Here is a 24473-nt window from a genome sequence, read left to right as displayed (position 1 = left end):
ACAGGCCGATCTTGCCGCCCTGCACGTACGGCGTCAGCAGGTCGATGACCTTGATGCCCGTCTGGAACATCTGCGTCTTGGACTCGAGCTGGTCGAAGGCCGGCGCCTGGCGGTGGATGCCCCAGCGCTCGTTGACCTCGAAGCGCTCGCCCTCGGCGAGGTTGAGCACCTCGCCGGTGGTGTTGAAGACCTTGCCGAGCGTCACGTCGCCGACGGGGACGGTGATCGGGCCGCCGGTGTCGCGCACCGTCGCGCCGCGGACGAGGCCGTCGGTGGGCTGCAGGGACACGGCGCGCACGAGGTTGTCGCCGATGTGCTGGGCGACCTCGAGGTTCAGCGTCTTGGTCTCACCGCCGAGCTCGACGTCGACCTTGAGCAGGTTGTACATCTCGGGCATGGCGTCGGCGGGGAACTCCACGTCGACGACCGGGCCGATGGAACGGGAGACCCGACCGACGCCGCCCTCGGCGGGGGCGCCCTGCTGGGCCTCGTTCATGGTGGCAGTCATGGCTGTCTCTACCTTCTTGTGTTGGGCGGCTTACTTGGCGTCCGCGAGGGCGTTGGCGCCGCCCACGATTTCGCTGATCTCTTGGGTGATCTCGGCCTGACGAGCCTGGTTGGCCAGACGCGTGTAGGTCTTGATGAGCTCCTCGGCGTTGTCCGTCGCCGACTTCATCGCGCGCTGGCGCGACGCGAGCTCGGAGGCGGCCGCACCCAGCAGGCAGGTGTAGATGCGTGAGGTGACGTACTTGGGCAGGAGCGCGTCGAGCACGGTCTCGGCGTCCGGCTCGAACGAGAACTGCGGCTGCAGGCCCTCGTCGCCCGGCTCCTCCAGGAAGCCCTCGTCGACGTCCACGCGCTGACCCCGCTCCACGACCTCCAGCGGCAGCAGGCGCAGGGCCCGGGGCTGCTGGGTGACCATGGTGCGGAAGCGGGTGTAGACGACGTGGATCTCGTCGCAGCCGCCGTCCTCGGTGTCGCGCAGGAAGTCCTGCATGACGCGCTCACCGATCTCCTGCGCGTGCGCGAACTTGGGCGCGTCGCTGAAGCCCTCCCAGGCATCGGCATACTGGCGGTCGCGGAACTTGAACCACGCCACGGCCTTGCGACCGACGATGTAGGGCACGACCTCCTTGCCCTCGGACCGCAGCCGCTCCATGAGCTCGTTGGCGGTCTTGAGCGCGGACGCCGAGTAGGCCCCGGCCAGGCCGCGGTCGCTGGTGATGATGAGGACGCCGGCCCGTCGGCCCTCGCTCGTGCGTGTGGTCAGCGGGTGATCCTCGCCTGCGTATGACGCCGCCGCCGACACCGCACGCGTCAGCGCGTGGGTGTAGGGGGCTGCGCTCATGACGGCCTCGCGGGCCTTGACCACGCGGGAGGCGGCGATGAGCTCCATCGCCTTGGTGATCTTTTTGGTCGCGCTGACGGACCGGATGCGCTGGCGGTAGACCCGCATCTGCCCACCCATGTAGTTGCCGCCTTCCTGGGGTTCTTGCCTGGAGTGTCTGGTGTCCGGTGTGCCGCTGGTGACGGCGGTCGGTGCCGGGATCTCCCCGCGGGGTCTCCCCCGGCACCGACGCGCGCGTCAGGTCAGTGGCGCTCGATCTGCGCGCGGTCCATCTCGTCGTCCTCGATGGAGCTGAACTCCTCGTGGCCCGGGTGGATGCCCGCGTGCTCGGTGCCCGGACGGAACTGCTGCTTGAACGCCGTCATGGCGTCCTCCATCGCGGCCTTGGCGTCGTCGTCCAGCTTCTTGGTCTCGCGGATCGCGTCCAGGATGCCGCCGCGCTCGCGCCGGACGTAGTCGATGAACTCCGCCTCGAAGCGGCGCACGTCGTCGACGTCCACGTCGTCCAGCTTGCCGGAGGTGCCGGCCCAGACCACGAGGACCTGGTCCTCGACGGCCATCGGCGACGCCTGCGGCTGCTTGAGCAGCTCGACCAGACGGGCACCGCGGGCCAGCTGCTGGCGCGACGCGGGGTCCAGGTCGGAGGCGAACATGGCGAAGGCCTCCATGGCGCGGAACTGCGCCAGGTCCACCTTGAGGCGACCCGAGACCTCCTTCATCGCCTTGATCTGCGCGGAGCCACCGACGCGGGACACCGAGATGCCCACGTCGACGGCCGGACGGACGTTGGCGTTGAACAGGTCGCCCTGCAGGTAGATCTGGCCGTCCGTGATGGAGATGACGTTGGTCGGGATGTAGGCCGACACGTCACCGGCCTTGGTCTCGATGATCGGCAGACCCGTCATCGACCCGTGCCCGAGCTCGTCGGACAGCTTGGCGCAACGCTCCAGCAGCCGGCTGTGCAGGTAGAACACGTCGCCGGGGTAGGCCTCGCGGCCCGGCGGGCGGCGCAGCAGCAGCGACACGGCGCGGTAGGCCTCGGCCTGCTTGGACAGGTCGTCGAAGACGATGAGGACGTGCTTGCCGTCATACATCCAGTGCTGGCCGATGGCTGAGCCGGTGTAGGGCGCGAGGTACTTGAAGCCCGCAGCGTCGGAGGCCGGGGCCGCGACGATCGTGGTGTACTCCATCGCGCCGGCCTCCTCGAGGGTGCCACGCACCGAGGCGATGGTGGATCCCTTCTGGCCGATGGCGACGTAGATGCAGCGGACCTGCTTGTCCGGGTCGCCGGACTCCCAGTTGGCGCGCTGGTTGATGATCGTGTCCACCGCGACCGTGGTCTTGCCGGTCTGGCGGTCGCCGATGATCAGCTGACGCTGGCCACGGCCGATCGGGATCATCGAGTCGATGGCCTTGATGCCGGTCTGCATCGGCTCGTGGACCGACTTGCGCGAGACCACGTTGGGCGCCTGCAGCTCGAGGGCGCGGCGGCCCTCGGCCTGGATCTCGCCCAGGCCGTCGATCGGCTGGCCCAGCGGGTTGATCACGCGGCCCATGAAGGCGTCGCCGACGGGCACGGACAGCACCTCGCCGGTGCGCTTGACCGGCTGGCCCTCCTCGATGCCGGAGAAGTCACCCAGGATGACGACACCGATCTCGTGCACGTCGAGGTTGAGGGCGAGGCCGAGCGTGCCGTCCTCGAACTCGAGCAGCTCGTTGGTCATGGCCGAGGGCAGGCCCTCGACGTGGGCGATACCGTCACCGGCGTCGACGACACGACCGACCTCTTCGCGCGAGGCCGCACCAGGGTGGTACGACTGCACGAAGCTGTCCAGGGCGTCCCGGATCTCGTCCGGACGGATCGAAAGCTCCGTCATCTCTAACTTCTCTCCTCGTAGCGGTCGCGCGGACCGACGTTGGTGTGTCTGGTGGTGCGTCGGACCCGCACTCAGGCGCCGAAGTGACGGCGCGCTGCGTCGAGCTTGGTGACGATGGTGCCGTCGACGACCTCGTCGCCGACCTGCACCCGGATGCCGCCGACGACCTGCGGGTCGAGGACGACCTTGAGCAGGACGGGGCGGCCGTAGGTCTGGCCCAGCGCGGCGGCCAGGCGGTCGTGCTGCTCCTGCGAGAGCGGGCTGGCGACGGTGACGACCGCGCTCAGCTGCGCACGTCGGGCGGCGGCGACCGAGAGGTACTCCTCGATGACGGTCGAGACCTTGCGGCCACGACCCGCGACGACGGCCTGGTGGGCCAGGCGCCGCGTCTCGGGGTGGGCCTTGCCCGCGAGGAGCTGGTCGACGACCTGCCCCTTGCGCTCGGCCGGCAGCTGCGGGTCCGAGAGCGCCTCGCGCAGCTCGGGCGACCCGGTGACGGTCCGCTCGAACCTGAAGAGCTGCTCCTCGACGTCGTCCGCGCGTCCGGCGTTCTCCGACAGCGCCACCTGGGCCTCGACGGCCAGCAGCTCGACGGTGTCGGACAGGTCCCGCGCCTTGGACCAGCGCTGGGAGGCGACCGCGCCGAGCACGTCGAGCGTGCCGGGCTGCACCTTGCCCTCGAGCAGGCGGCGGACCAGGCCCCGCTTGCTCTCCGCGTCCCGCGAGGGATCGGCGAGCGCGCGGCGCAGGGTGGCGGACCCGTCGATGACCCCGGCGACCGAGAAGAGGTCCTCGGACACGGCGGACCAGTCGGCCCCCGACTCCAGGACGCCCTGCAGGGCCTTGCGGCTCTCGATGAGTCCTCCGCGCGACGCGCCCTGCATCAGAACGCCCCGTCCGTCTGCTCGCCGGCCCGGGAGGCGCCGGCGCTGGCGCCGCTGCCGACGACCTGCGGACGGATGTCACCGGACTCGAGCTCGGCGAGGAAGCGGTCGACGATGCCCTTCTGACGGGTCTCGTCGTGCAGCGACTCGCCCACGATGCGGCTCGCGAGGTCGGTCGAGATGCGACCCACCTCGGAGCGCAGCGAGACGACCGCCTGCTGGCGCTCGGCCTCGATCTGCTTGTGCGCCGACTCGGTGATCCGGTTGGCCTCGGCCTGGGCCTGACCACGCATCTCCGCGACGATCGCCGCGCCCTGCTCCTTGGCCTCCTCGCGGATGCGAGCGGCCTCGTCACGAGCCTCGGCGAGCTGCGCCTTGTACTCCGCCAGGGCGGCCTCGGCCTCGCGCTGCGCGGCCTCGGCCTTGTCCATGCCGCCCTCGATCGCGGCGGTGCGCTCGGCGTACGCGCGCTCGAGGTTGGGCACGACCTTCTTGGCGACGACGAACCACAGGATCGCGAACACCACGAGGGTGAAGATGAGCTCGGGGATGTGCGGGATCAGCGGCATGTCGTTGCCGCCCTCGGCGGCAGGCACGGCCGCGACGAGCGACGTGGCAGTTAGCTGCACGTTCTTCTCCTACCTAGACGACGGACTTCGAGCGGGTGACGCGCGAGGTCGTCAGTTGTTGATGAAGAAGAGGACGAAGCCCAGGATCGCGAGGGCCTCGGCCACGGCGAAGCCGAAGATCGCCTGCGGACGCAGGAGACCGGCGGCCTCGGGCTGGCGGGCGATGCCGTTGATCAGGGCGGCGAAGATGAGACCGATGGCGATGGCCGGGCCGAGCGTCGCGATGCCGTAGCCGACGAGGGACATCGAGCCGCTGATCTCCAGGAAGTGCTGCATCTCTAGATTTCTCTCTCTGTGGGTGACCCGGGAGGCTGCCCGCCCGGGAGTCTGTGGGGTGTATTCGGTTGTGGTCGAACGGCGCTGGGCCGGTGGATCAGTGCTCGTCAGCCACGGCGCCACCGAAGTAGGAGGCGGCGAGCATGACGAACACGTAGGCCTGGATGGCCTGGATCAACAGCTCGAGGAGCTGCATGAGGAAGCCCATCACGAAGGCGCCGACGCCGGCGACCATGAAGCCCGGGTTGCCGGACAGCAGGAGGTAGGCACCGCCGAGGATGAACACACCCATCAGCATGTGGCCGGCGAACATGTTGCCGAACAGACGGAGGGTGAGCGTGAGCGGCCGGATGAGGAAGAAGCTCGCGAACTCGAGGATGAAGATGATCGGCGCGAGGAAGATCGGGACGCCGGCCGGCACGAGCATCTTGAAGTAGCCGCCGAGGCCGTGCTTCTTGATGCCGGCGTAGTGGTAGCCGATGTACACGATCGCGACGAGCGGGATCACCATGCCGATGCGGCTGAGCGTCGGGAAGTTGGTGAACGGCGTGGAGCCGAACCAGTTGTTGACGATGATGAACAGGAACAGCGCGAACAGCAGCGGGGTGAAGCGCTTGAAGTCGCGGGAGCCGATCATGTCGCGGGCCACGCCGTTGCGGACGAAGTCGTAGGCCTGCTCGAGGAACCACTGACGCTTGGTGGGGACGACGGCCACGCGCTTGGAGGCCCACAGCAGCCACCCGACCAGGAGCACGACCGACAGCAGGGCCAGCAGCATCGGGCGGGTGAACCAGTCACCGATCAGCGGGACGTAGAAGTCGCCGGGAGAGGGCGGGGTGAATCCCTCGCCGCTGGACGCCGGGAGGCTACCGATGGCAGGCCTGGCGGTGACGATCACTGTGTCTCCTCGTTGAAGCTGAACAGGACGATGTGGACGCGAACGGCAGCGGGGCGTGGACTCGTCATCACAGTCAGGCCCTACCGTACCGGACCCATACGACATACAGAGAAAGGGCGAACCCGACGGCGATGCCCACCGGCAGCAGGAATCCCGTGCCCCACCAGACGTCGAGACCCTTGCCGATCAACCCGAAGGCGACCGGGCCCGAGATGAGGTAGGACGTGACGTCGGTGGCGGTCGAGTGCGCCAGGGCGTCCGCGGTGCGCGGCGTGTGCTGCTCGTCGGCGGGGTCGCGCTGGTCGGAGGTGCTCATCGGCGGTCCTCCCCACCCAGGTCGGGGTAGATCTCGTGACGTCCGCGGGCGAACGCGACCGTGTGGCAGACCTGCCACACGAGCACCCCGGCGACCGCTCCCCCGGCGAAGGCCATGGGCTCCATGAAGCCGGCCTCGCGCAGCAGCGCGTAGACGAGGAACAGCAGGCCCAGCTGCGTGGCGTAGACCACGAAGGCACCGGGCAGGACCGTTGCAGCGGGGCCCTTGACCAGGGCCGAGACGGCCACGACGCCGAGGGCGAAGAAGGCGGTGGTGGTGGCGGCGCCCAGCGAGGCGCTGGCCAGGCCGCGCCACCCGCGGTAGAGGGCGCCCGCCCCGGCGACGAGGGGCAGCGCCGCCACGGAGCCGAGGACCGCTGTGCGCAGCATCGCGGACGAGACGTCCGGGCTGGGGGTGCGGGGGCGCCGTGCGGGCAAGGGGCTGTCCTCGGGTCGGGGTGGGGCTCGAGCAACGGGTCTGGCGGGGCGGGTGATCAGCCTCCGCACACTCGCCGTCGAGCGCTTGTGAACGCTATCACAAGGTCTGCCGGTCGAGGGAGCTGCGATGGCTGAACGTGAGGTAGCTCGCGACGAGAATCGCTGCAGCGACCGCGATCACGGGGATCCAGCCGTCGAACATCGCGACCGCCAGCACGCCGACCGACACGATCGCCGCCCAGAGGTAGAGCAGCAGCACGGCGTGGGGGTGGCTGTGCCCGGCCCGCAGCATCCGGTGGTGCAGGTGGTGGGCGTCCGGGTGCCACGGCTGGATGCCGGCCCGGGTGCGGCGCACGACGGCCAGCACCACGTCGAGCAGCGGCAGGGACAGGATCGCGAGGGGCAGCACCAGCGGCATCCACGCCAGCACCGCCGTCGAGCGGCCCGCCGCCATGCCGACCTGCGTGGGGTCGAGGGAGGTCATCGAGATGGTCGCCGCGGCGAGCAGGAGGCCGAGCAGCAGGGCGCCGCTGTCGCCCATGAACAGCCGCGCGGGGTGGAAGTTGTGCGGGAGGAAGCCCGCGCAGCACCCCACGAGGGCGGCCGAGATGAGCGTCGCCGACGAGAACACGTTGGGCGGGTTGTAGGACATCGAGACGACATAGCTGTAGGTGAAGAAGGTGAGCGCCGCGATGCCGACGATGCCCGCCGCGAGCCCGTCGAGCCCGTCCACGAAGTTGACGGCGTTGGTCGTCACGACCACGACCAGGATCGTGAGGGCGATCATGACGGCGAGCGGCAGGACGGTCTGGCCGAACACCGGGACCGAGAGCAGCTGCAGGCCCTGGTAGGCCATGATCCCGGCCGCGAGGACCTGCCCGGCCAGCTTGGTCAGCCAGTCGAGCTCGCGGACGTCGTCCACGGCACCGACCAGGCACACGAGGACGGCACCGACGACCACCCCCGTCATACGGCCGTCGCTGAAGACGCTCTCGGCCGCCACCCGCCCCTCGACATAACCACCGAGGAAGGGCAGCCGCCAGGCCAGCAGCACCGCCCCGAGGAAGCCCAGCAGGATCGCCACTCCCCCGAGCCGCGGGATCGGGACGACGTGCACGTCCCGGTCCCGGACCGCCGTCATGGCACCGGTGCGGACGGCGAGCCAGCGCACGAGAGGCGTCGTCAGGAAGGTGATCGCCGCAGCGACCACCATGACGAAGAGGTACTCACGCACGCCGGCTCGCCCTCGGCCAGGTCAGCGGGGGTAGGCCGGGAAGCGCGTGCAGAGGTCCTCGACCGTCGCCCGGATGTCCTTGGCCACCGGGTGCTGGGGGTCGCCGTCGGTCTGGGTGACGGCCCGGTGGATGACGTCGGCGATGACGTCCATCTCGGGCAGGCCCATGCCCTGCGTGGTCACCGAGGGGGTGCCGACGCGGATGCCGGAGGCGACGTTGGCCTTCTGCGGGTCGAAGGGGATGGCGTTCTTGTTGAGGACGATGCCGGCCGCGTCGCAGCGCGCCTCGGCGTCGGCGCCGGTGACGCCGACCTTCTGCAGGTCGAGCAGGGCCAGGTGCGTGTCGGTGCCGCCGGTCGTCGGGCGGACGTCGCGCTCGGCCAGGCCCGCGGCCAGGCGCTGGGCGTTGGCGATGACGTCCTTGGCGTACTGCTGGTAGTCGGGCTGCATGCACTCCTTGAAGTTGACGGCCTTGGCCGCCACCGTGTGCATCTGCGGGCCCCCCTGCATCATCGGGAACACGGCCTTGTCGAGCTTGGCGGCGTGCTCCTCGCGGCAGACGAGGGCGCCGGAGCGCGGCCCGCGCAGGACCTTGTGCGTCGTGAAGGTGACGACGTCGGCGTGCGGCACCGGAGACGGGATGGCCTTGCCGGCCACCAGGCCGATGAAGTGGGCCGCGTCGACCCAGAAGATGGCGCCGACCTCGTCCGCGATGTCGCGGAAGGCCTGGAAGTCGATGAGGCGCGGGATGGCGGACCCACCCGCCAGGATCACCTTGGGGCGGTGCTGCCGCGCCAGGTCGCGGACCTGGTCGTAGTCGATGTCCTCGGTGTCCTTGTCGACGCCGTAGTGCGCGACGTCGAACCACTTGCCCGAGAAGGACACCTTGGCGCCGTGGGTCAGGTGGCCGCCGTGCGGCAGCGACATGGCCAGGACCTTGTCGCCGGGCTGGCAGAAGGCGCCGTAGACGGCCTGGTTGGCGCTGGCGCCGGAGTGGGGCTGGACGTTGGCGTGCTCGGCCCCGAACAGCTCCTTGCACCGGTCGATGGCGATCTGCTCGGCCTTGTCGACCTCGGAGCAACCGCCGTAGTAGCGACGACCCGGGTATCCCTCGGCGTACTTGTTGGAGAGCGTGGACCCGAGGGCGGTGAGCACCGCGGGGCTCGAGAGGTTCTCGCTGGCGATCAGCTGCAGCCCGCTGCGGATGCGGGTCAGCTCGGACTGCAGGACGCCGGCGATCTCCGGGTCGAGGGCCTCGAGGGCGGCGTAGTCGGAACCGTAGAACGGGGTGTCGGACATGCGTGTGCTCCCGGGTGCGTGGGGTGGACGGTGACGGGCGGCGGTGGCCTGGGCCTCAGCCTAGAGGGTGGGGCCGTCGGGACGTCCGGACGGCGTGCCGGGGTCGAGGCGCGGGAGGCCGGCGAGCCGGTCGTCGTGCGCGCTCTCCTGCCTTGCAGATTCACCATCGCCGAGGTCACCCTCGCCGAGGTCACCTTCGGCGGGGTCGTCGTCGCCCTCGAGGCGCACCGACCCGAGGACCTCGCGCAGCGCGTCCTCGTCGATGGCACCGTCGCGCAGGACGCGGGGCCGCTCCTGCGTGCAGTCGAGGATCGTGGAGGCCTCGCCGTCCTCGCAGGGGCCTCCGTCGAGGTAGACGCCGACCGCGTCGCCGAGCATCGCCTCGGCCTCCTCGGCGGTCATCGCGGCGGGCTCCCCCGTCAGGTTGGCGCTGGTCACGGCCATCGGACCGACCTCGGTCAGCAGCGCGATCGCGGTCTCGTCCTGCGGGATGCGCAGCGCCACGGTGCCGTTGGTCTCGCCGAGGTCCCACATCAAGGAGGGCTGGGCCAGCAGCACGAGGGTGAGGGGGCCCGGCCAGAACCGCTCCATCAGGTCCCGGGCATAGGGCGGGACGTCGATCGCGAGGCCGTCGACGGTGCGGGCGTGAGGCACGAGCACGGGCGGAGGCATGTGCCGGTCGCGACCCTTGGCCGCCAGGACGGCCGCGACCGCGTCGGGGTTGAACGCGTCGGCCCCGACGCCGTAGACGGTGTCGGTCGGCAGGACGACGACCTCGCCGCGTCGCACGGCGTCGGCCGCCGCGGCCACGCCCTCGTGTCGCCCCTCAGGCGTCGTGCAGTCGAAGTGCGCAGGGCTGTCGCTCATGCCGCCGAGCCTATCGGCCCGAGGACTCCCCCTCGGTGACGCGACCGGAGCGACGAGCGGTGGTCGTGCGGGGCCGGTCGGCGAGGTCGCGGTGGTCGCGCACGTCCTCCCACTCCCCCGTGCGACGCAGGGCGGCAGGCAGGGTGTCCCCCTGCGAGTCGGCGTGCTCCATGACGAGCAGGCCGCCGGGGCGCAGCAGCACCGCCGCGGTGCGCGCCACGTCGAGCGGTATGCCGAGCCCGTCCCCCGGCCCGCCGTAGAGCGCCATGGTCGGGTCGTGGTCGCGGACCTCGGGCTCGCGCGGCACGGCGTCCTGGGGGACGTAGGGCGGGTTGGACACGACGACGTCGACCCGGCCGGCCACGGGGCTCAGAGGCGCCAGGTCCGGCGCGTCGCGCGGGTCGCCGGTCGCGTCCGCAAGGATCACCGTCACGTCGAGGTCGAGCCTCTCGGCGTTGTGCCGCGCCCGACGAAAGGCCAGGTCGGAGGCCTCCACGGCGTAGACCCGCGCTGGAGGGTGCTCGTCCTTGACCGCCAGCGCGATGGCCCCAGATCCCGTGCACAGGTCCACGACCACCGGGCCAGCCGCGAAACGGGAGAGCTCTGCCAGCACGAGCTCGACGGCGAGCTCGGTCTCGGGTCGCGGCACGAAGGTCCCCGGCCCGACGGACAGCTCGAGCCGCCGGAAGCCGGCCCGGCCCGTGAGGTGCTGGAGGGGGACGCGGGCGGCGCGGTGGTCGAGCAGCTCGGCATACCGGCTCGCCTGTCGCTCGGTCAGGCGGGTCCCGAGGACCATGCCCCGGTGCACCTCGCCGGGGTCGCAACCGAGCACGTATGCCGCCAGCGCCACCGCGTCGACCTGTGGCGAGGGCACCCCGGACCCCGCGAGGCGGGCCGTCGCCGCACGGACGACGCCGCGCAGGTCGGTCACGCGTCGGACCCCGCCACCGCGGCCAGGCGGGAGGCCTCGTCGAGCTCGACCGCCGACGCCACGACGGGGTCGAGGTCGCCGTCGAGGACGTGGTCGAGGTTGTAGGCCTTGTAGCCGGTGCGGTGGTCCGCGATGCGGTTCTCGGGGAAGTTGTAGGTGCGGATCCGCTCGGAGCGGTCGACCGTGCGCACCTGCGAGCGACGCGCGTCCGACGCCGCGGCCGCCGCCTCGTCGCGGGCCATCTGCAGCAGCCGCGCGCGCAGGACGCGCATGGCCGACTCCTTGTTCTGCAGCTGGGACTTCTCGTTCTGGCAGGAGACGACCGTGCCGGTCGGCAGGTGCGTGATCCGCACCGCCGAGTCGGTGGTGTTGACGCTCTGCCCGCCCGGACCGGACGAGCGGTAGACGTCGATCTTGAGGTCGTTGTCGTGCAGCTCGACCTCGGCGACGTCCTCGACCTCGGGCATGACCAGCACCCCGGCGGCGGACGTGTGGATGCGCCCCTGCGACTCCGTGACGGGGACGCGCTGCACCCGGTGCACGCCGCCCTCGTACTTCAGCAGCGCCCAGGGCGCGTCGCCCGGCTCGAGCGTGCCCTTGGCCTTGACCGCCACGGACACGTCCTTGTAGCCGCCGAGGTCGGACTCGGTGGCATCGATGATCTCGGTGCGCCAGCCGCGACGCTCGGCGTAGCGGAGGTACATCCGCAGCAGGTCGCCGGCGAACAGCGCCGACTCCTCGCCGCCCTCCCCCGCCTTGACCTCGAGGATGACGTCGCGGTCGTCGTCGGGGTCCCGCGGGATCAGCAGCCGTCGCAGCCTGTCCTCGGCGTCGTCGCGCGTGCCCCGCAGGGCCGGCAGCTCCTCGGCGAACGCCGCGTCCTCGGCCGCCAGCTCCTCGGCCGCGCCCACGTCCGCGATCGATGCGCGCCAGGCGTGGTATGCCGCGACGGTGGGCGCCAGCGCGGCATACCTCTTGTTGAGGCGACGCAGCACGGCCTGGTCACCGTGGACCGCGGGGTCGGCCAGCTGACGCTCGAGGTCGGCGTGCTCGTCGACGATCGACCGGGCGGACTCCAGCATGACGACTCCTGTCAGGGACGGGGTGAGACGCGAAGGGCCGGTCCCCCCGACGTGATGTCGGAAGGGACCGGCCCAGGCGAGGTGCTTACTTCTGGCGCTTGCCGTAGCGCGCCTCGAAGCGGGCGACGCGACCACCGGTGTCGAGAATCTTCTGCTTGCCGGTGTAGAACGGGTGGCACTGCGAGCAGACGTCGGCGCTGATCTTGCCGGAGGTCGCCGTGCTCTTGGTGGTGAACGTCGCGCCACAGGTGCAGGTGACCTGGGTCTCGACGTACGCCGGGTGGATGTCCTTCTTCATGGTGGTCTCCCTCTGAGATCGTTGCGCCGGGTCGAGCGAATTCTCGTGAACCGGCAACCTCTCCATTGTGCCAGATGGCGGCACGTCGGTCCTAACGCGGTGGGCGCGGGAGGCATTCCCGCTGGGCCGGAGCGGCGGCCCGCCCGACACAGTGGTCACAGATCCGACATCAGACGCACCCTCACGTCGTATCCGTGACCACTCTGTCGGTGAGGACGGCTCAGTCGTCGTCGCCCTTCAAGGGGGAGTTGGACTGCACCTGCATCAGGAACTCGACGTTGCTCTTGGTCTTCTTGAGGCGGTCGAGGAGGAGCTCGATGCCGGCCTGCTGGTCCAGGGCAGCCAGGACGCGGCGGAGCTTCCACATGATCTTGAGCTCCTCGCTGGACAGCAGGATCTCCTCGCGGCGCGTGCTCGAGGCGTTGATGTCGACCGCGGGGAAGATGCGCCGGTTGGCGAGCTGGCGGTCGAGCTTGAGCTCCATGTTGCCGGTGCCCTTGAACTCCTCGAAGATCACCTCGTCCATCTTGGAGCCGGTCTCGACGAGAGCGGTCGCGAGGATGGTGAGGGAGCCGCCGTGCTCGATGTTGCGGGCCGCACCGAAGAAGCGCTTGGGCGGGTAGAGCGCGGCGGAGTCGACACCACCGGACAGGATGCGACCGCTCGCCGGGGCGGCGAGGTTGTAGGCGCGACCCAGCTTGGTGATCGAGTCGAGCAGCACGACCACGTCCTGGCCCATCTCGACGAGCCGCTTGGCCCGCTCGATGGCCAGCTCGGCGACCGTCGTGTGGTCCGACGCCGGGCGGTCGAAGGTCGAGGAGATGACCTCGCCGCGCACGGCGCGCTGCATGTCGGTGACCTCCTCCGGACGCTCGTCGACCAGGACGACCATCAGGTGGCACTCGGGGTGGTTGCTCGTGATCGCGTTGGCGATCGCCTGCATGACCATCGTCTTGCCGGCCTTGGCCGGGGCGACGATGAGGCCGCGCTGGCCCTTGCCGATCGGCGACACCAGGTCGATGATCCGGGTCGTCAGGACGTTGGGCTGGGTCTCCAGCCGCAGGCGCTCCTGCGGGTAGAGCGGGGTGAGCTTGGCGAAGTCCACCCGGCTGCGCGCCTCGTCGGGCGTCTGACCGTTGATCGCGTCCACCCGCACCAGGGCGCTGAACTTGCCCTGCTTGCCGTGCTGGTGCTGGCCGGTGCCGTCCTCGCCCGGGTCCTTGATGACGCCCTGGACCGCGTCGCCCTTGCGCAGGCCGAACTTCTTGACCAAGCCGAGGGTGACGTAGACGTCGCCCGAGCCGGGCAGGTAGCCGCTGGTGCGCAGGAAGGCGTAGCTGTCGAGCACGTCCAGCACGCCGGCGACGGGCAGCAGCACGTCCTCGTCGTTGTAGGACACGTCCTCACCGGCGCGGAAGTCCTCGGTGCGGCCACGACGCTTGCGGTCGCGGTTGCGCTGACGGCCACGGCGACGGCCGCCCTGCTCGTCGTCGAACCGGTCGTCGCGGTTGTTGTCGCGGTTGTCGCGCTGGTCACGGCCACCGTTGTCGCGGGCGGCGCGGTTGGTGCCGGCGTTGTCGCGGTTGTCCCGAGCCGTGTTGTCGCGGTTGTCGCGGTTGTCGCGGTTGCCACCGTCACGCTGGTCACGACCGCCGTTGTCGCGCTGGGGGCGGTTGGCGCCGTCCCGGTTGTCGCGGCCGGCGTTGTCGCGGTTGTCGCGGTTGTCGCGGTTGCCGTCACGCTGGTCACGGCCGCCGTTGTCGCGGTTGACGTCACGCTGGTCGCGACCGCCGTTGTCGCGGTTGTCGCGCTCGCGGCGGGGGCGCTGCTCGTCGCGGGGAGCGTTGTCGCGCTGGTCGCGCCCGGACCCAGAGGTGTCAGTGCCATTTGCGGCCTGCTGGCCTTCGGCCTGACGACGGAGCTCGGCGGCCAGGTCGGCGGTGCGGCGGTCGGCCTCGGCGTTGCGCTCGCCCTGCGGCGCCGCGCTCGGCGACGAGGCGACGCGGCGACCACGGCGGGTGCGCCGCTCGGGGCGCTCGCCGGGCTCGTCACGGTCGGTGCGGTCCTCGGCCGGTGCGGCGGACTGCGGGGCCTCGTCACGCACGACCTTGTGCCCCTCGTCGCGGCGCAGCCGCTGGGCCTCGTCGCGGCGGGGCTGGTCCTGACCCTCGTCACGACGCAGCTGGGGGGCCTCCTCGCGCCGGGAGGACGGACGCTCCGCCGGCTGACGATCCGACGCCGGGGCGCTGGAGGCGGGAGCGGTGGCCGGAGCCGGGGCGGACGCCTGCGCGGCCGGGGCGGACTCGGCCGCTCCGGACGTGCGACCGCCACCACGGCGCTCGCGGATGGCGGCGACCAGGTCGCTCTTGCGCATCTTGGCGGTGCCGGAGATGCCCATCTCGGAGGCCACGGCCTGCAGCTCGGGCAGACGCATCGCCGACAGAGCGGTCGTGCGTCGCTGAGTCCCACCGGTCACGGTGGTCTCGGTGTTGTCGGTCACGAAGGTTCCTTCCCCCTCGTCGTCTGCCCGGCATCCGCGCCTGGGCAGGTGATGTAGCCGAGAACAGCTCTCGGCGGTCGGTCCACCTCGCGGCTCTGCCCGCCTCGCAGCGCTCGCGCCGCGGCCGGTGGCCTCTGACCGGTGATCGGTCGGTGGGATCGCATCGTGTCGGGTCCCCGTGCGCTCGGTGCCGCACACCCGGAGGTGTCGTGGGCGATGAGGTCGGAGCCGCGACGTCGCGGGTCGGCCGGGAAGCGATGAGGGCCTGGACGCAGGACCGTGAGTCCTGCAGATCCGGGATCATCGGGCCGAACCACCGTCGTGCTCGATGCATACCCAACCTATCACCCGGGGTGGGCGCTGGGCGCCAAGACCCCACATCCGGGCCGCGCGGCGCGGCTCAGCCCTCCAGCCGGACGGCGCGGACACCGACGGTGGGTATGCCGGGCGTCGCCGACCGCCACCCCTGCGGGAGCGGCAGGGCGTGGACCTCGGCGGCCCGGTCGGCGGTCGTCAGCACCAGGACCGTCGGACCCGCCCCGGAGATCACGGCCGCGTGGCCGAGCTCGCGCAGCCCGTCGAGCAGCCGCATGGACTCGGGGTAGGCCTCGCGGCGCTGCTCCTGGTGCAGCCACTCGACGGTGGCGTCCAGCAGCAGCTCGGGACGACGGGACACGGCCTCGACCAGCAGGGCCGCCCTGGCGGAGTTGAGGGCCGCGTGCTTGAGCGGCACCTGCGGCGGCAGCACGGACCGTGCCGTCGAGGTGGACAGCGTGAGGTCGGGCACGAGCACGACCGGCACGACGTCCGGGTGCACCTCGACCTGCACGGTGCGCACGGGCGCCACGGCGGGCGGCCGCGTGGACCAGGACAGGGTCATCCCGCCGTAGACGCTGGCGGAGGAGTTGTCGGGGTGGCCCTCGTGCTCGCCGGACAGCTGGTTGACGAGGTCGAGGTCGACGTCACCGTCGCCACCGCGGGCGAGGTCGACGAGAGCCGTGGCGGCGGCATACCCCGCCACGGCCGCCGTCGCCGAGGACCCGAGCCCCCGCGAGTGCGGGACGCCGTTGCGGCACACGAGGTGCAGGCCGGCGGGCTCGTCGACCCCGAGCCGGGCCAGGCCGGCTGCGAGGCAGCGGTGGACCAGGTGGGACGCGTCGCGGGGCACCTCGTCGGCGGCCTCGCCCGTCACGTCGATGACCAGGGAGTCGCCCGTGACGACCACGTCGTAGGAGTCCCACACGCCCAGCGCGAGACCGATCGCGTCGAACCCCGGGCCTAGGTTGGCGCTGCTGCCCGGCACGTTGACCCGGACGGCGGCGCCCTCGGGCAGGGCGGTCACCGCGGACACGTCAGCCCTCGAGCCCGAGGGCCGACGCGACGGAGACGGCGTCGACGGACACCTTGACCGGCTCGACCTCGGAGCCGTCGGCCATGCGCAGGGCCCACTGCGGGTCCTTGAGTCCGTGGCCGGTGACCGTGCAGACGATGCGTGCGCCGCGCGGGACCAGGCCGGCCTCGGCGGACGTGAGCAGACCGGCGACGGACGCGGCCGAGCCGGGCTCGACGAAGACGCCCTCGCGGGAGGACAGCAGGCGGTGCGCGGCCAGGATCTGGTCGTCGGTCACGGCGTCGATGAGCCCCTCGGACTCGTCGCGCGCGGCCTCGGCCTGCTGCCAGGAGGCGGGGTTGCCGATGCGGATGGCGGTGGCCACGGTCTCGGGGTGGTCGATGGGGTGGCCCTTGACGATCGGGGCGGCCCCCTCGGCCTGGAAGCCCCACATGCGAGGACGCCGCGTGGCGACCGGCGCGAGGCCGTCGGTGATCTCGGCATACTGCCGGTAGCCGCGCCAGTAGGCCGTGATGTTGCCGGCGTTGCCGACGGGGAGGCAGTGGATCTCGGGGGCGTCCCCGAGGGCGTCGACGACCTCGAAGGCCGCGGTCTTCTGCCCCTCGATGCGCGCGGGGTTGACCGAGTTGACCAGCTCGACCGGGTAGGACTCGGCGAGCTTGCGCGCCACGGTCAGGCAGTCGTCGAAGTTGCCCTCGACCTGCAGCAACGTGGCGCCGTGGGCGATGGCCTGGGAGAGCTTGCCCATGGCGATCTTGCCGTCGGGCACGAGGACCGCGCAGGTCATGCCGGCCTTGGTGGCGTAGGCCGCGGCCGACGCGGAGGTGTTGCCGGTCGAGGCACAGATGACGGCCTTGGCGCCGGCGCGGGCGGCGACCGAGATCGCCGTGGTCATGCCGCGGTCCTTGAACGAGCCGGTGGGGTTGAGCCCTTCGTACTTGAGGTAGACCTGCGCCCCGACGAGCTCGGAGAGGTGCTCCGCCTCGATGAGGGGGGTCCCGCCCTCGTGCAGCGTCACCGTGGGCGCGCCGGCCAGCATCGGCAGGCGCTCGCGGTACTCCTCGATCACGCCCTTCCACTGGTGGGCCATGTCACTCTCCTTCGACGCGCATGACGGACGACACCTCACGGACCTGCGGCAGCGCACCGAGCGCCTCGACCGTGGCGCCCAGCGCCGAGTCGGCCGCGGCATGGGTCACGATCACGAGCTCGGCGCGCTCCTCGGTGTCGTGCTCGTCGCCGGTGAGCTGCTGCTGGCGCACCGTCTCGATCGACACGTGGTGGCGGGCGAACTCCGTTGCGACAGCGGCCAGCACGCCGGGCTCGTCGGCCACGTCGAGGCTGATGAAGTAGCGGGTGCGGGCGTCGCCCATGTCGAGCGTCGGCAGGTCGGCATAGGCCGACTCCCCCGGCCCGCGACCGCCCAGCACGCGGTGCCGCGCGACGGCGACGACGTCGCCGAGGACCGCGCTGGCCGTGGGGTCTCCCCCGGCGCCGCGGCCGTAGAACATGAGCTCGCCGGCCGACCGGGCCTCGACGAAGACGGCGTTGAAGGCCTCACGGACCCCGGCCAGCGGGTGCGTGGTGGGGATCATGGCCGGGTGGACCCGGACGCTGATGCCGGTCGGGTGCTCGGGGGTCGCCTCGACCCGCTCGCAGATGGCGAGCAGCTTGACGACGCAGCCCATCGACTCGGCGGCCTGGACGTCGGCGGCGGTGACCTCGGTGATGCCCTCGCGATAGACGTCGTTGCCGCTCACGCGGCTGTGGAAGGCGAGCGAGGCGAGGATCGCGGCCTTGGCGGCAGCGTCGAAGCCCTCGACGTCGGCGGTCGGGTCGGCCTCGGCGTAGCCCAGCGCCTGGGCCTGCTCGACGGCCTCGCCGAAGCCCGCACCGGTCGTGTGCATCTTGTCCAGCACGTAGTTGGTGGTGCCGTTGACGATGCCGAGGACCTTGCGCACGTCGTCGCCGGCGAGGGACTCGCGCAGCGGACGCAGCAGCGGTATGGCGCCCGCCACCGACGCCTCGTAGTAGAGGTCGACGCCGGCGGACTCGGCCGCGGCGTAGAGCTCGGGTCCGCTCTCGGCGAGCAGCGCCTTGTTGGCCGTCACGACGCCCGCGCCGTGCTCGAAGGCCCGCAGGATGAGGGTGCGGGCGGGCTCGATCCCGCCGATGACCTCGACGACGACGTCGGCCCGGGTCACGAGCTCGTCGGCATCCGTGGTGAACAGCTCCGGGTCCACGCTGGCGGCGCTGCGGTCGCGCCCGAGGCGGCGGACGGCGATGCCGACCAGCTCGATCGGGGCACCGATGCGGGCCGCGAACTCGTCGGCCTGCTCGGTCAGCAGCCGCGCCACCGCCGATCCGACGACGCCGCAGCCCAGCAGGGCCACCCGGATCGGGGTCTGCTTGTCGCTGTCCTCCACGGGTGGGGCTCCTTGCTCGTCAGGTCGTGCGACGGTCGGGTCGAGGCTCGAGGACGCGCCCGGTCGTGCGAGACGCTGACGAGCATCCTCGAGCGGCATGGTCGTCACCCTCAGTCTCGACCGGTCTTGTGGTGGCGGCGGCCGTTTGTCCGACATACGGGACGCGAACGTCTCGTATGTCGATCAGGCGTCGGCGACGTCCAGGGCGAGGAGATCCTCGACGGTCTCGCGGCGCACGACCAGCCGGGCCACGCCGTCGCGCACCGCCACGACGGGCGGGCGCGGGGTGTGGTTGTACTGGCTGGCCATCGCGCGGCAGTAGGCGCCGGTCCCCGGCACGGCGATGAGGTCGCCGGGGATGACGTCGGACGGGAGGTACTCGTCGCGCACGACCACGTCGCCGCTCTCGCAGTGGCGGCCCACGACACGGGAGATGACGGGGGCGGCGTCGCTGCGGCGGTTGGCCATGGTGCAGGAGTAGTCGGCGCCGTAGAGGGCGGTGCGGATGTTGTCGCTCATGCCGCCGTCGACCGAGACGTAGAGGCGGGTGGCGCCGCGGTCGACCTGGACCGGCTTGACCGTGCCGACCTCGTAGAGGGTGAAGGTCGACGGACCGGCGATGGCGCGGCCGGGCTCGATGGAGACGCGCGGGGCGTCGATGCCCAGGGAGGTCACCTCGCGACGGACGATCTCGGCCATCTGCTGCGCGAGCTCGGCGGGCGGGAGCGGGGTGTGCTGCGTGGTGTAGGCGATGCCGTAGCCGCCACCGAGGTCGAGCTCGGGCATGGCGACGCCCAGCTCGTCGCGGACGCGCGCGTGCAGCTGCAGGACGCGCCGCGCCGACAGCTCGAACCCGCTGGTCTCGAAGATCTGCGAGCCGATGTGGCTGTGCAGCCCGAGCAGGCGCAGACCGGGGCGGGCGACGATGCGCTCGCAGGCCGCGAAGGCCGCTCCCCCGGCCAGCGAGAAGCCGAACTTCTGGTCCTCGTGGGAGGTCGCGATGAACTCGTGGGTGTGCGCCTCGACCCCGGCGGTCACGCGCACCATGACCCCGACCTCGACGCCGCGGGAGCGGGCGACGGCGGCGACGCGGTCGATCTCGGCGTGGCTGTCGACGATGATCCGCCCGACGCCGGCGTCCACCGCGGCCTCGATCTCGGCGACCGTCTTGTTGTTGCCGTGGAAGCCGATCCGCTCCCCCGGCAGGCCGGCGCGCAGGGCCACGGCCAGCTCGCCGCCGGTGCACACGTCGAGGCAGAGCCCCTCGTCGCGGATCCAGGACGCGACCGCGGTGCACAGGAAGGCCTTGCCCGCGTAGTAGACGTCGCCGCCGCCGCCCAGCTCCGGATCGGCGAAGGCCGCGGCATACGCCTGCTTGAACTCCCTGGCCCGCGTGCGGAAGTCGTCCTCGTCGATGACATAGGCGGCGGTGCCGAACTCGTCCCGGATCCGGGAGACGGGCACGCCCGCGACCGCCAGCTCGCCCGCCGCGTCCTTGGTGACGTTGCGCGCCCACAGGCCGGGCTCGAGCTCGTTGACGTCGCTGGGCCACGGGAGCCACTCGGGAGCGGCGGAGTAGCCGTCGGCGTGCAGGGCACCGGCCTCGTGCGCGTGCATGGTCACAACCTTTCGAGAGGGGTGGCCCCGGACGCGCGCAGGCCGTCGGCCAGGGCGTCCCGGGCCGCGACGACGACCCGGTGGTCGAGGTCGCGCGGGCGGGGTTCTCGGGTCCAGACCAGCACAGACGCGCCGTAGGCCGCGAGCCAGTCCGTCAGGTGGTGCACCCGGCCGTCCGCCGCGAGCCGGTCGCGCACGCGCCAGGCGTCGACGAGGCGGACGAGGACGTCGTGGGGCGGGAGCCGCTCGCCGGGCGGCTGCTCCGCCAGGCGGCACAGCCGGGAGTGGGCGAGCTGGGCGGCATACCGGGGGTTCGTCGGGGTGCGCGCGGCGGTCCGCCGGGTCGTGGCCGGCTGGGTTGTGGCCGGCTGGGTGGAGGCGGCGGGGCCGGGTGCGCGGTCCGCCCACCCGCGCGGCAGGTCGAGCGCCAGGGCCACCAGGGCGGGGTCGTCCAGCCGTATGCCGAGCAGCCCGCGCGGCATCACGTCGGCGTCGACGGCCGGGGCGAGGGCCTCGACGAGGCGGGTCGCGTGGTGGGCGGCGGCGTCGGGGTCGCCCGCGGCGAGGCGCAGGGGCAGCGAGGAGATCCAGTCAGGGTGGCGGGCGGGTGTGTCCGTGTGGCGCGCCGGTGTGTCCGGGCGGCGCGCCGGTGTGCCCGGGCGGCCGCCACGGGACGGCTCGAGCGGCACGTCGTGGGGGTCGATGTCGTGGCCGGCGCGCGCGGCGACATACGAGATCTGCTGGGAGAGGACGAAGCTCGATCCGTGAGCCGGGCTCCCGCTCACGCGCGCCCGCTCGCGGCGAGGATCCCCACCATCGCCAGCAGCTCGTCCGGCTCGAAGGGCTTGGCGATGAACCCGTCGACCTCGGCCTGCTCGGCCTGGACGCGGTGGTGCGGCTGCACCGAGGCCGTGACCATGACGATCGGGATGTCCTCGAGCGCCGGATCGGCCCGGATCATCCCGACCATCCACCACCCGTCGCGGCGCGGCATGAGCGCGTCGACCGTGATCACGTCCGGCCGGGGCATGGCCGGGTCGCGGAGGATCTCCAGGGCCTCGACCCCGTCACCGGCCTCGATCACGTCGTAGCCGTCGAGCTCGAGGTTGAGCCGGATCAGCGTCCGGATCTGGTCGGCGTCGTCGCACACGAGCACCGTCCCCAGCCGCTCGCCGTCGCCCTGGTCCCATTCCATGTTTGCGAGCCTAGGCTGGTATGGTCGACCTTCGCACGAACCGGTCGCTGCGCCATGGCGCGTCGTCCCTCAATCGTGCTGCTGGGCCCCCATAGCTCAGGGGATAGAGCACCGCCCTCCGGAGGCGGGTGCGTAGGTTCGAATCCTACTGGGGGCGCCCGACGCGAAGGCCCGGTCCTGACGGACCGGGCCTTCGCTGTGCTCGGGCTCGACGCACCGGGGCTTTCACGCCATCCAGACACCGAGGGTGATCAACTACTACTCTGCGTAGTTGATCCTCTGGTGAATGGAGCCACCCCATGCCGGTCCCCCTCCCCCTGGCCCGACGGTCGCGCATCGTCGCCGCCGGCGCCCTCGCCCTGCTGGTCACCGCCCCCGCGGCGGCCGCGAGCACGTCGGCCACGAACCCGTCGGCGGCGAGCCCGTCCGCCACGCCCACCGCGACCGCGCAGGGCACGGCGCCCACGAGGGCCACGGGCCCCGCCAAGAGCACCGCGAGGGGCCACTTCATCGTCACGCTCAAGGCACCCCCGGCCGCCGTGGCACCCCGGACCAAGGCACCGAAGGGCGGCCGCTTCCAGTCGACGAGCGCCGCCGTCCGCGACCACCGCGCGAGCCTCGAGACGACGCAGCGCGCCGTGGCCGCCCGCCGCTCGGTCGCGATCGAGCGGCAGTTCACCGTGGCCACCAACGGGTTCAGCGCCCGCCTGGACGCCGGGCAGGTCGCCGCGCTGCGGTCGGACCCCGAGGTCGCCGCCGTCGATCCCGTGCAGCGCCGGCGCCCCACCGTCTACCAGACCCCTGACGCGCTCGGCCTGACGGGCACGTCCGGCGTGTGGGCCCGGGTCGGCGCCGGATCCACTCCCCCGACGAGCGCCGCGACGGCCGGCCGGGGCGTCGTCGTCGGCGTGCTCGACACGGGGGTGTGGCCCGAGAACGCCAGCTTCACGGGACCGGCGCTCGGGACGGCGACCACGAGCACGGTGGGGTCGGCATACAGCCTGGACCGCGGGGCCACGACGACGCTGACCAAGGCCGACGGCGGGACCTTCCGCGGGAGCTGCACGGGCGCGGTGGGCAGCAACCCGGTCGAGGTCTGGACCTCGGCCCTGTGCAACCAGAAGCTCGTGTCCGCCCGCGCCTTCCCGACCGGCGACCCGGACTGGCGCAAGACGTCCCCGAGCGCCGGCAACCCGGACTACTGGTCCACCCGCGACAACGACGGTCACGGCACCCACACGGCCTCGACCGCCGCCGGTCGCGAGGTCGACATGGGCGGGGCCTGGGGTCGCAGCGCAGGGATCGCGCCCGGCGCCGCCGTCGCGGCCTACAAGGTGTGCTGGGACTTCGACGGCGTCGACCAGGACCGCGACGGGATCAACGACAACTACTGCCTCGACGACTCCGTCGTGGCCGCCGTCGACCAGGCCGTGCTCGACGGGGTGGACGTGCTCAACTACTCGATCTCGGGGTCCTCGGACCGTGTGACCGATCCCGTGTCGCTGGCCTTCCAGCGCGCCGACGCGGCGGGCGTCGCCGTCGTGGCGGCCGGGAGCAACGACGGGCCCAGGGCCGGCACCGTGGACCATGTCGCGCCGTGGGTGACGACCGTGGCCGCCGCCAGCCACACCTCGCCGATGGCGGTGGCGGACTTCTCGGGTCGCGGCCCGACGTCGGCGTCGGGCTCGGGCATCATCAAGCCCGACCTGGCCGCGCCCGGCGTCGGCATCGTGGCCGGGTCGGTCCCGTGGCGGGCCGGCTGGTCGACCACCGCGCCCTCGGTCTACGAGAACATGTCGGGCACGTCCATGGCGAGCCCCCACGTCGCCGGCCTGACCGCGCTGCTCGAGGCGCGCCATGCGCGGGAAGCAGCGTGGACGCCGAGCGCCATACGGTCCGCGCTCATGATGACCAGCGTCGACACGACCACGACCGACCCGTTCGCCCAGGGGGCGGGGTATGTCGCCCCGGCCGCCGCCCTCGACCCGGGCCTGCTGCTCGACGCGACGCCGGAGGACATGGCGAGGTTCGCGCAGGGCCAGGGCGTCGACACCGGCCGGACGCCGCTCGACCCCACCGACCTCAACCTTGCCTCGATCGCCGTGCCGCTGCAGGGCGGTGACGTGCGGGTGACGCGGCGGTTCACCGCGACCCGGAGCGGCACCTGGTCGGTCCGCGCCTCCCTCCCGGGGTATGTCGTGACCACGCCCGCCAGCATCACCGCCACCGCAGGGTCGCCCGTCACGCTGTCGCTGGTCCTGCGACCGTCGACCGCGACCAACGGCGCCTGGGCCAAGGGGCGGGTCACGCTGACGCCCACCGCCGGTGGCTCGACGCTGCACCTGCCGATCGTGTCGCGGTCCGGGTTCTCCCAGCCTGGAGAGCTGTCGGCGACCGGACGCTCCGGTCGCCTGCCCATCCGGGTGGCGAGCCCCACGTCCGGCCGGTTCACGCCCGTGACGGGGCTGGCGACCGGACGCCGTGACCCGGGCACGGTGAGCCAGGGCGGCACGTGGGCCACCCCGTCCCTGACGGTGGCTGCCGGGTCGCCCCTGCTGCGGGGAGACCTCGTCGCCGCGAACGGCGCCGACGACCTGGACCTCTACCTCCAGCGGCTGGACGGCAGCACCTGGACCACGGTCGGGGCCGCGGAGACCGAGTCGGGCGACGAGACGCTGGACGTCGGCAGCCCGGCGGCCGGGACCTACCGGTTCGTCGTGCAGGGGTATGCCGTCTCCGGGACCGCCTCGTTCACGCTCGAGACCTTTGCGGTGCAGAGCGGCCGCGACGCGATGTTCACGGTCAACCCACGCACGTCGCTGCTGACCAGCGGCGCGACCGCCACGCCCTGGCTGGTGTGGCAGGGCCTGGAGCCGCGACGGGTCTACCTGGGCTACGTGCGCTACCCGACGTCGCCGCGGGCGACGCTGCTGCGCATCGCCACCTGACCTCGGGCGCGGTGGCCGCGGGCGAAGTCGGGCGGATGTGCCTACCTCAGGTCGTCACAT

Annotated in this window: 22 protein-coding genes, 1 tRNA gene and 1 pseudogene; 2 read left to right on the top strand and 22 right to left on the bottom strand. The window is 72.0% G+C overall.

Annotation, left to right across the window (positions count from 1 at the left end; translation table 11 throughout):
• The 22 genes and pseudogenes from B2P18_RS17055 to B2P18_RS16950 form a co-directional block, all read right to left on the bottom strand.
• Positions 1–508: pseudogene (locus tag B2P18_RS17055) on the bottom strand (F0F1 ATP synthase subunit beta); the annotation flags it as partial.
• Between the two features lie 30 nt (positions 509–538).
• On the bottom strand, positions 539–1468 hold the full coding sequence (locus tag B2P18_RS17050) for a F0F1 ATP synthase subunit gamma (protein WP_286959010.1): 930 nt from the start codon (positions 1466–1468) through the stop codon (positions 539–541).
• Between the two features lie 122 nt (positions 1469–1590).
• Positions 1591–3225 (bottom strand): F0F1 ATP synthase subunit alpha, encoded by a 1635-nt coding sequence (gene atpA / locus B2P18_RS17045; RefSeq protein WP_286959011.1) that lies wholly within the window; start codon positions 3223–3225, stop codon positions 1591–1593.
• Between the two features lie 71 nt (positions 3226–3296).
• Positions 3297–4109 (bottom strand): F0F1 ATP synthase subunit delta, encoded by an 813-nt coding sequence (locus tag B2P18_RS17040; protein WP_286959012.1) that lies wholly within the window; start codon positions 4107–4109, stop codon positions 3297–3299.
• A complete protein-coding gene (locus B2P18_RS17035; protein WP_286959013.1) occupies positions 4109–4738 on the bottom strand; it encodes a F0F1 ATP synthase subunit B in 630 nt (209 codons plus the stop codon). The genes B2P18_RS17040 and B2P18_RS17035 overlap by 1 nt, the downstream gene beginning before the upstream one ends.
• A gap of 51 nt (positions 4739–4789) precedes the next feature.
• Positions 4790–5002 (bottom strand): F0F1 ATP synthase subunit C, encoded by a 213-nt coding sequence (locus B2P18_RS17030; protein WP_205621819.1) that lies wholly within the window; start codon positions 5000–5002, stop codon positions 4790–4792.
• 109 nt (positions 5003–5111) lie between these two features.
• Positions 5112–5912, bottom strand: a complete 801-nt coding sequence (atpB, locus tag B2P18_RS17025; RefSeq protein ID WP_239265134.1) for a F0F1 ATP synthase subunit A — start codon at positions 5910–5912, stop codon at positions 5112–5114.
• Positions 5913–5985: 73 nt separating this feature from the next.
• Positions 5986–6228, bottom strand: a complete 243-nt coding sequence (locus tag B2P18_RS17020) for an AtpZ/AtpI family protein (protein WP_019285669.1) — start codon at positions 6226–6228, stop codon at positions 5986–5988.
• The gene (locus tag B2P18_RS17015; RefSeq protein ID WP_286959014.1) at positions 6225–6665 is read right to left on the bottom strand and encodes a hypothetical protein; all 441 of its coding nucleotides are present in this window, start codon (positions 6663–6665) and stop codon (positions 6225–6227) included. The genes B2P18_RS17020 and B2P18_RS17015 overlap by 4 nt, the downstream gene beginning before the upstream one ends.
• Before the next feature lie 97 nt (positions 6666–6762).
• A complete protein-coding gene (locus B2P18_RS17010) occupies positions 6763–7899 on the bottom strand; it encodes an MraY family glycosyltransferase (protein WP_286961683.1) in 1137 nt (378 codons plus the stop codon).
• Between the two features lie 21 nt (positions 7900–7920).
• Positions 7921–9198 carry a serine hydroxymethyltransferase gene (gene glyA / locus B2P18_RS17005; RefSeq protein WP_239264016.1) on the bottom strand — a complete coding sequence of 426 codons (1278 nt, stop codon included), beginning with the start codon at positions 9196–9198 and terminating at the stop codon, positions 7921–7923.
• A 60-nt stretch (positions 9199–9258) separates the two neighbouring features.
• Positions 9259–10065 (bottom strand): L-threonylcarbamoyladenylate synthase, encoded by an 807-nt coding sequence (locus B2P18_RS17000; protein ID WP_286959018.1) that lies wholly within the window; start codon positions 10063–10065, stop codon positions 9259–9261.
• A gap of 10 nt (positions 10066–10075) precedes the next feature.
• Positions 10076–10996: a peptide chain release factor N(5)-glutamine methyltransferase gene (prmC, locus tag B2P18_RS16995; protein ID WP_286961682.1), complete on the bottom strand. Its 921-nt coding sequence runs from the start codon at positions 10994–10996 to the stop codon at positions 10076–10078.
• Positions 10993–12078 (bottom strand): peptide chain release factor 1, encoded by a 1086-nt coding sequence (gene prfA, locus B2P18_RS16990; RefSeq protein WP_239264021.1) that lies wholly within the window; start codon positions 12076–12078, stop codon positions 10993–10995. The genes prmC and prfA overlap by 4 nt, the downstream gene beginning before the upstream one ends.
• A gap of 85 nt (positions 12079–12163) precedes the next feature.
• Entirely contained in the window at positions 12164–12376 is a 213-nt protein-coding gene (rpmE, locus tag B2P18_RS16985; RefSeq protein ID WP_286959021.1) for a 50S ribosomal protein L31, read from the bottom strand.
• Between the two features lie 220 nt (positions 12377–12596).
• Complete coding sequence (gene rho / locus B2P18_RS16980; protein WP_286959022.1) at positions 12597–14876, bottom strand: transcription termination factor Rho; 2280 nt, start codon at positions 14874–14876, stop codon at positions 12597–12599.
• 400 nt (positions 14877–15276) lie between these two features.
• Complete coding sequence (locus B2P18_RS16975; protein ID WP_286959023.1) at positions 15277–16218, bottom strand: homoserine kinase; 942 nt, start codon at positions 16216–16218, stop codon at positions 15277–15279.
• 10 nt (positions 16219–16228) lie between these two features.
• Positions 16229–17317, bottom strand: a complete 1089-nt coding sequence (thrC, locus tag B2P18_RS16970) for a threonine synthase (RefSeq protein ID WP_239264025.1) — start codon at positions 17315–17317, stop codon at positions 16229–16231.
• A gap of 1 nt (position 17318) precedes the next feature.
• The gene (locus tag B2P18_RS16965) at positions 17319–18653 is read right to left on the bottom strand and encodes a homoserine dehydrogenase (RefSeq protein WP_029210682.1); all 1335 of its coding nucleotides are present in this window, start codon (positions 18651–18653) and stop codon (positions 17319–17321) included.
• Between the two features lie 183 nt (positions 18654–18836).
• Positions 18837–20270: a diaminopimelate decarboxylase gene (gene lysA, locus B2P18_RS16960; protein ID WP_286959024.1), complete on the bottom strand. Its 1434-nt coding sequence runs from the start codon at positions 20268–20270 to the stop codon at positions 18837–18839.
• A gap of 2 nt (positions 20271–20272) precedes the next feature.
• Positions 20273–21055 (bottom strand): hypothetical protein, encoded by a 783-nt coding sequence (locus tag B2P18_RS16955; protein ID WP_286961681.1) that lies wholly within the window; start codon positions 21053–21055, stop codon positions 20273–20275.
• Positions 21052–21465, bottom strand: a complete 414-nt coding sequence (locus B2P18_RS16950; RefSeq protein ID WP_029210685.1) for a response regulator — start codon at positions 21463–21465, stop codon at positions 21052–21054. Before B2P18_RS16950 ends, B2P18_RS16955 begins: the two co-directional genes overlap by 4 nt.
• An 85-nt stretch (positions 21466–21550) precedes the next feature.
• Between B2P18_RS16950 and B2P18_RS16945 the strand changes: the two genes are divergently transcribed.
• Together B2P18_RS16945 and B2P18_RS16940 are read left to right on the top strand one after the other, a co-directional pair.
• Positions 21551–21622 (top strand) — tRNA-Arg (locus B2P18_RS16945).
• A 142-nt stretch (positions 21623–21764) separates the two neighbouring features.
• Complete coding sequence (locus tag B2P18_RS16940; RefSeq protein ID WP_286961680.1) at positions 21765–24413, top strand: S8 family serine peptidase; 2649 nt, start codon at positions 21765–21767, stop codon at positions 24411–24413.
• Positions 24414–24473: the final 60 nt, after the last annotated feature.

The organism is Arsenicicoccus sp. UBA2120 (genome assembly GCF_002330965.1).
Lineage (GTDB): Bacteria > Actinomycetota > Actinomycetes > Actinomycetales > Dermatophilaceae > Arsenicicoccus > Arsenicicoccus bolidensis.
This window is presented reverse-complemented; position numbering and strand designations above follow the sequence as displayed.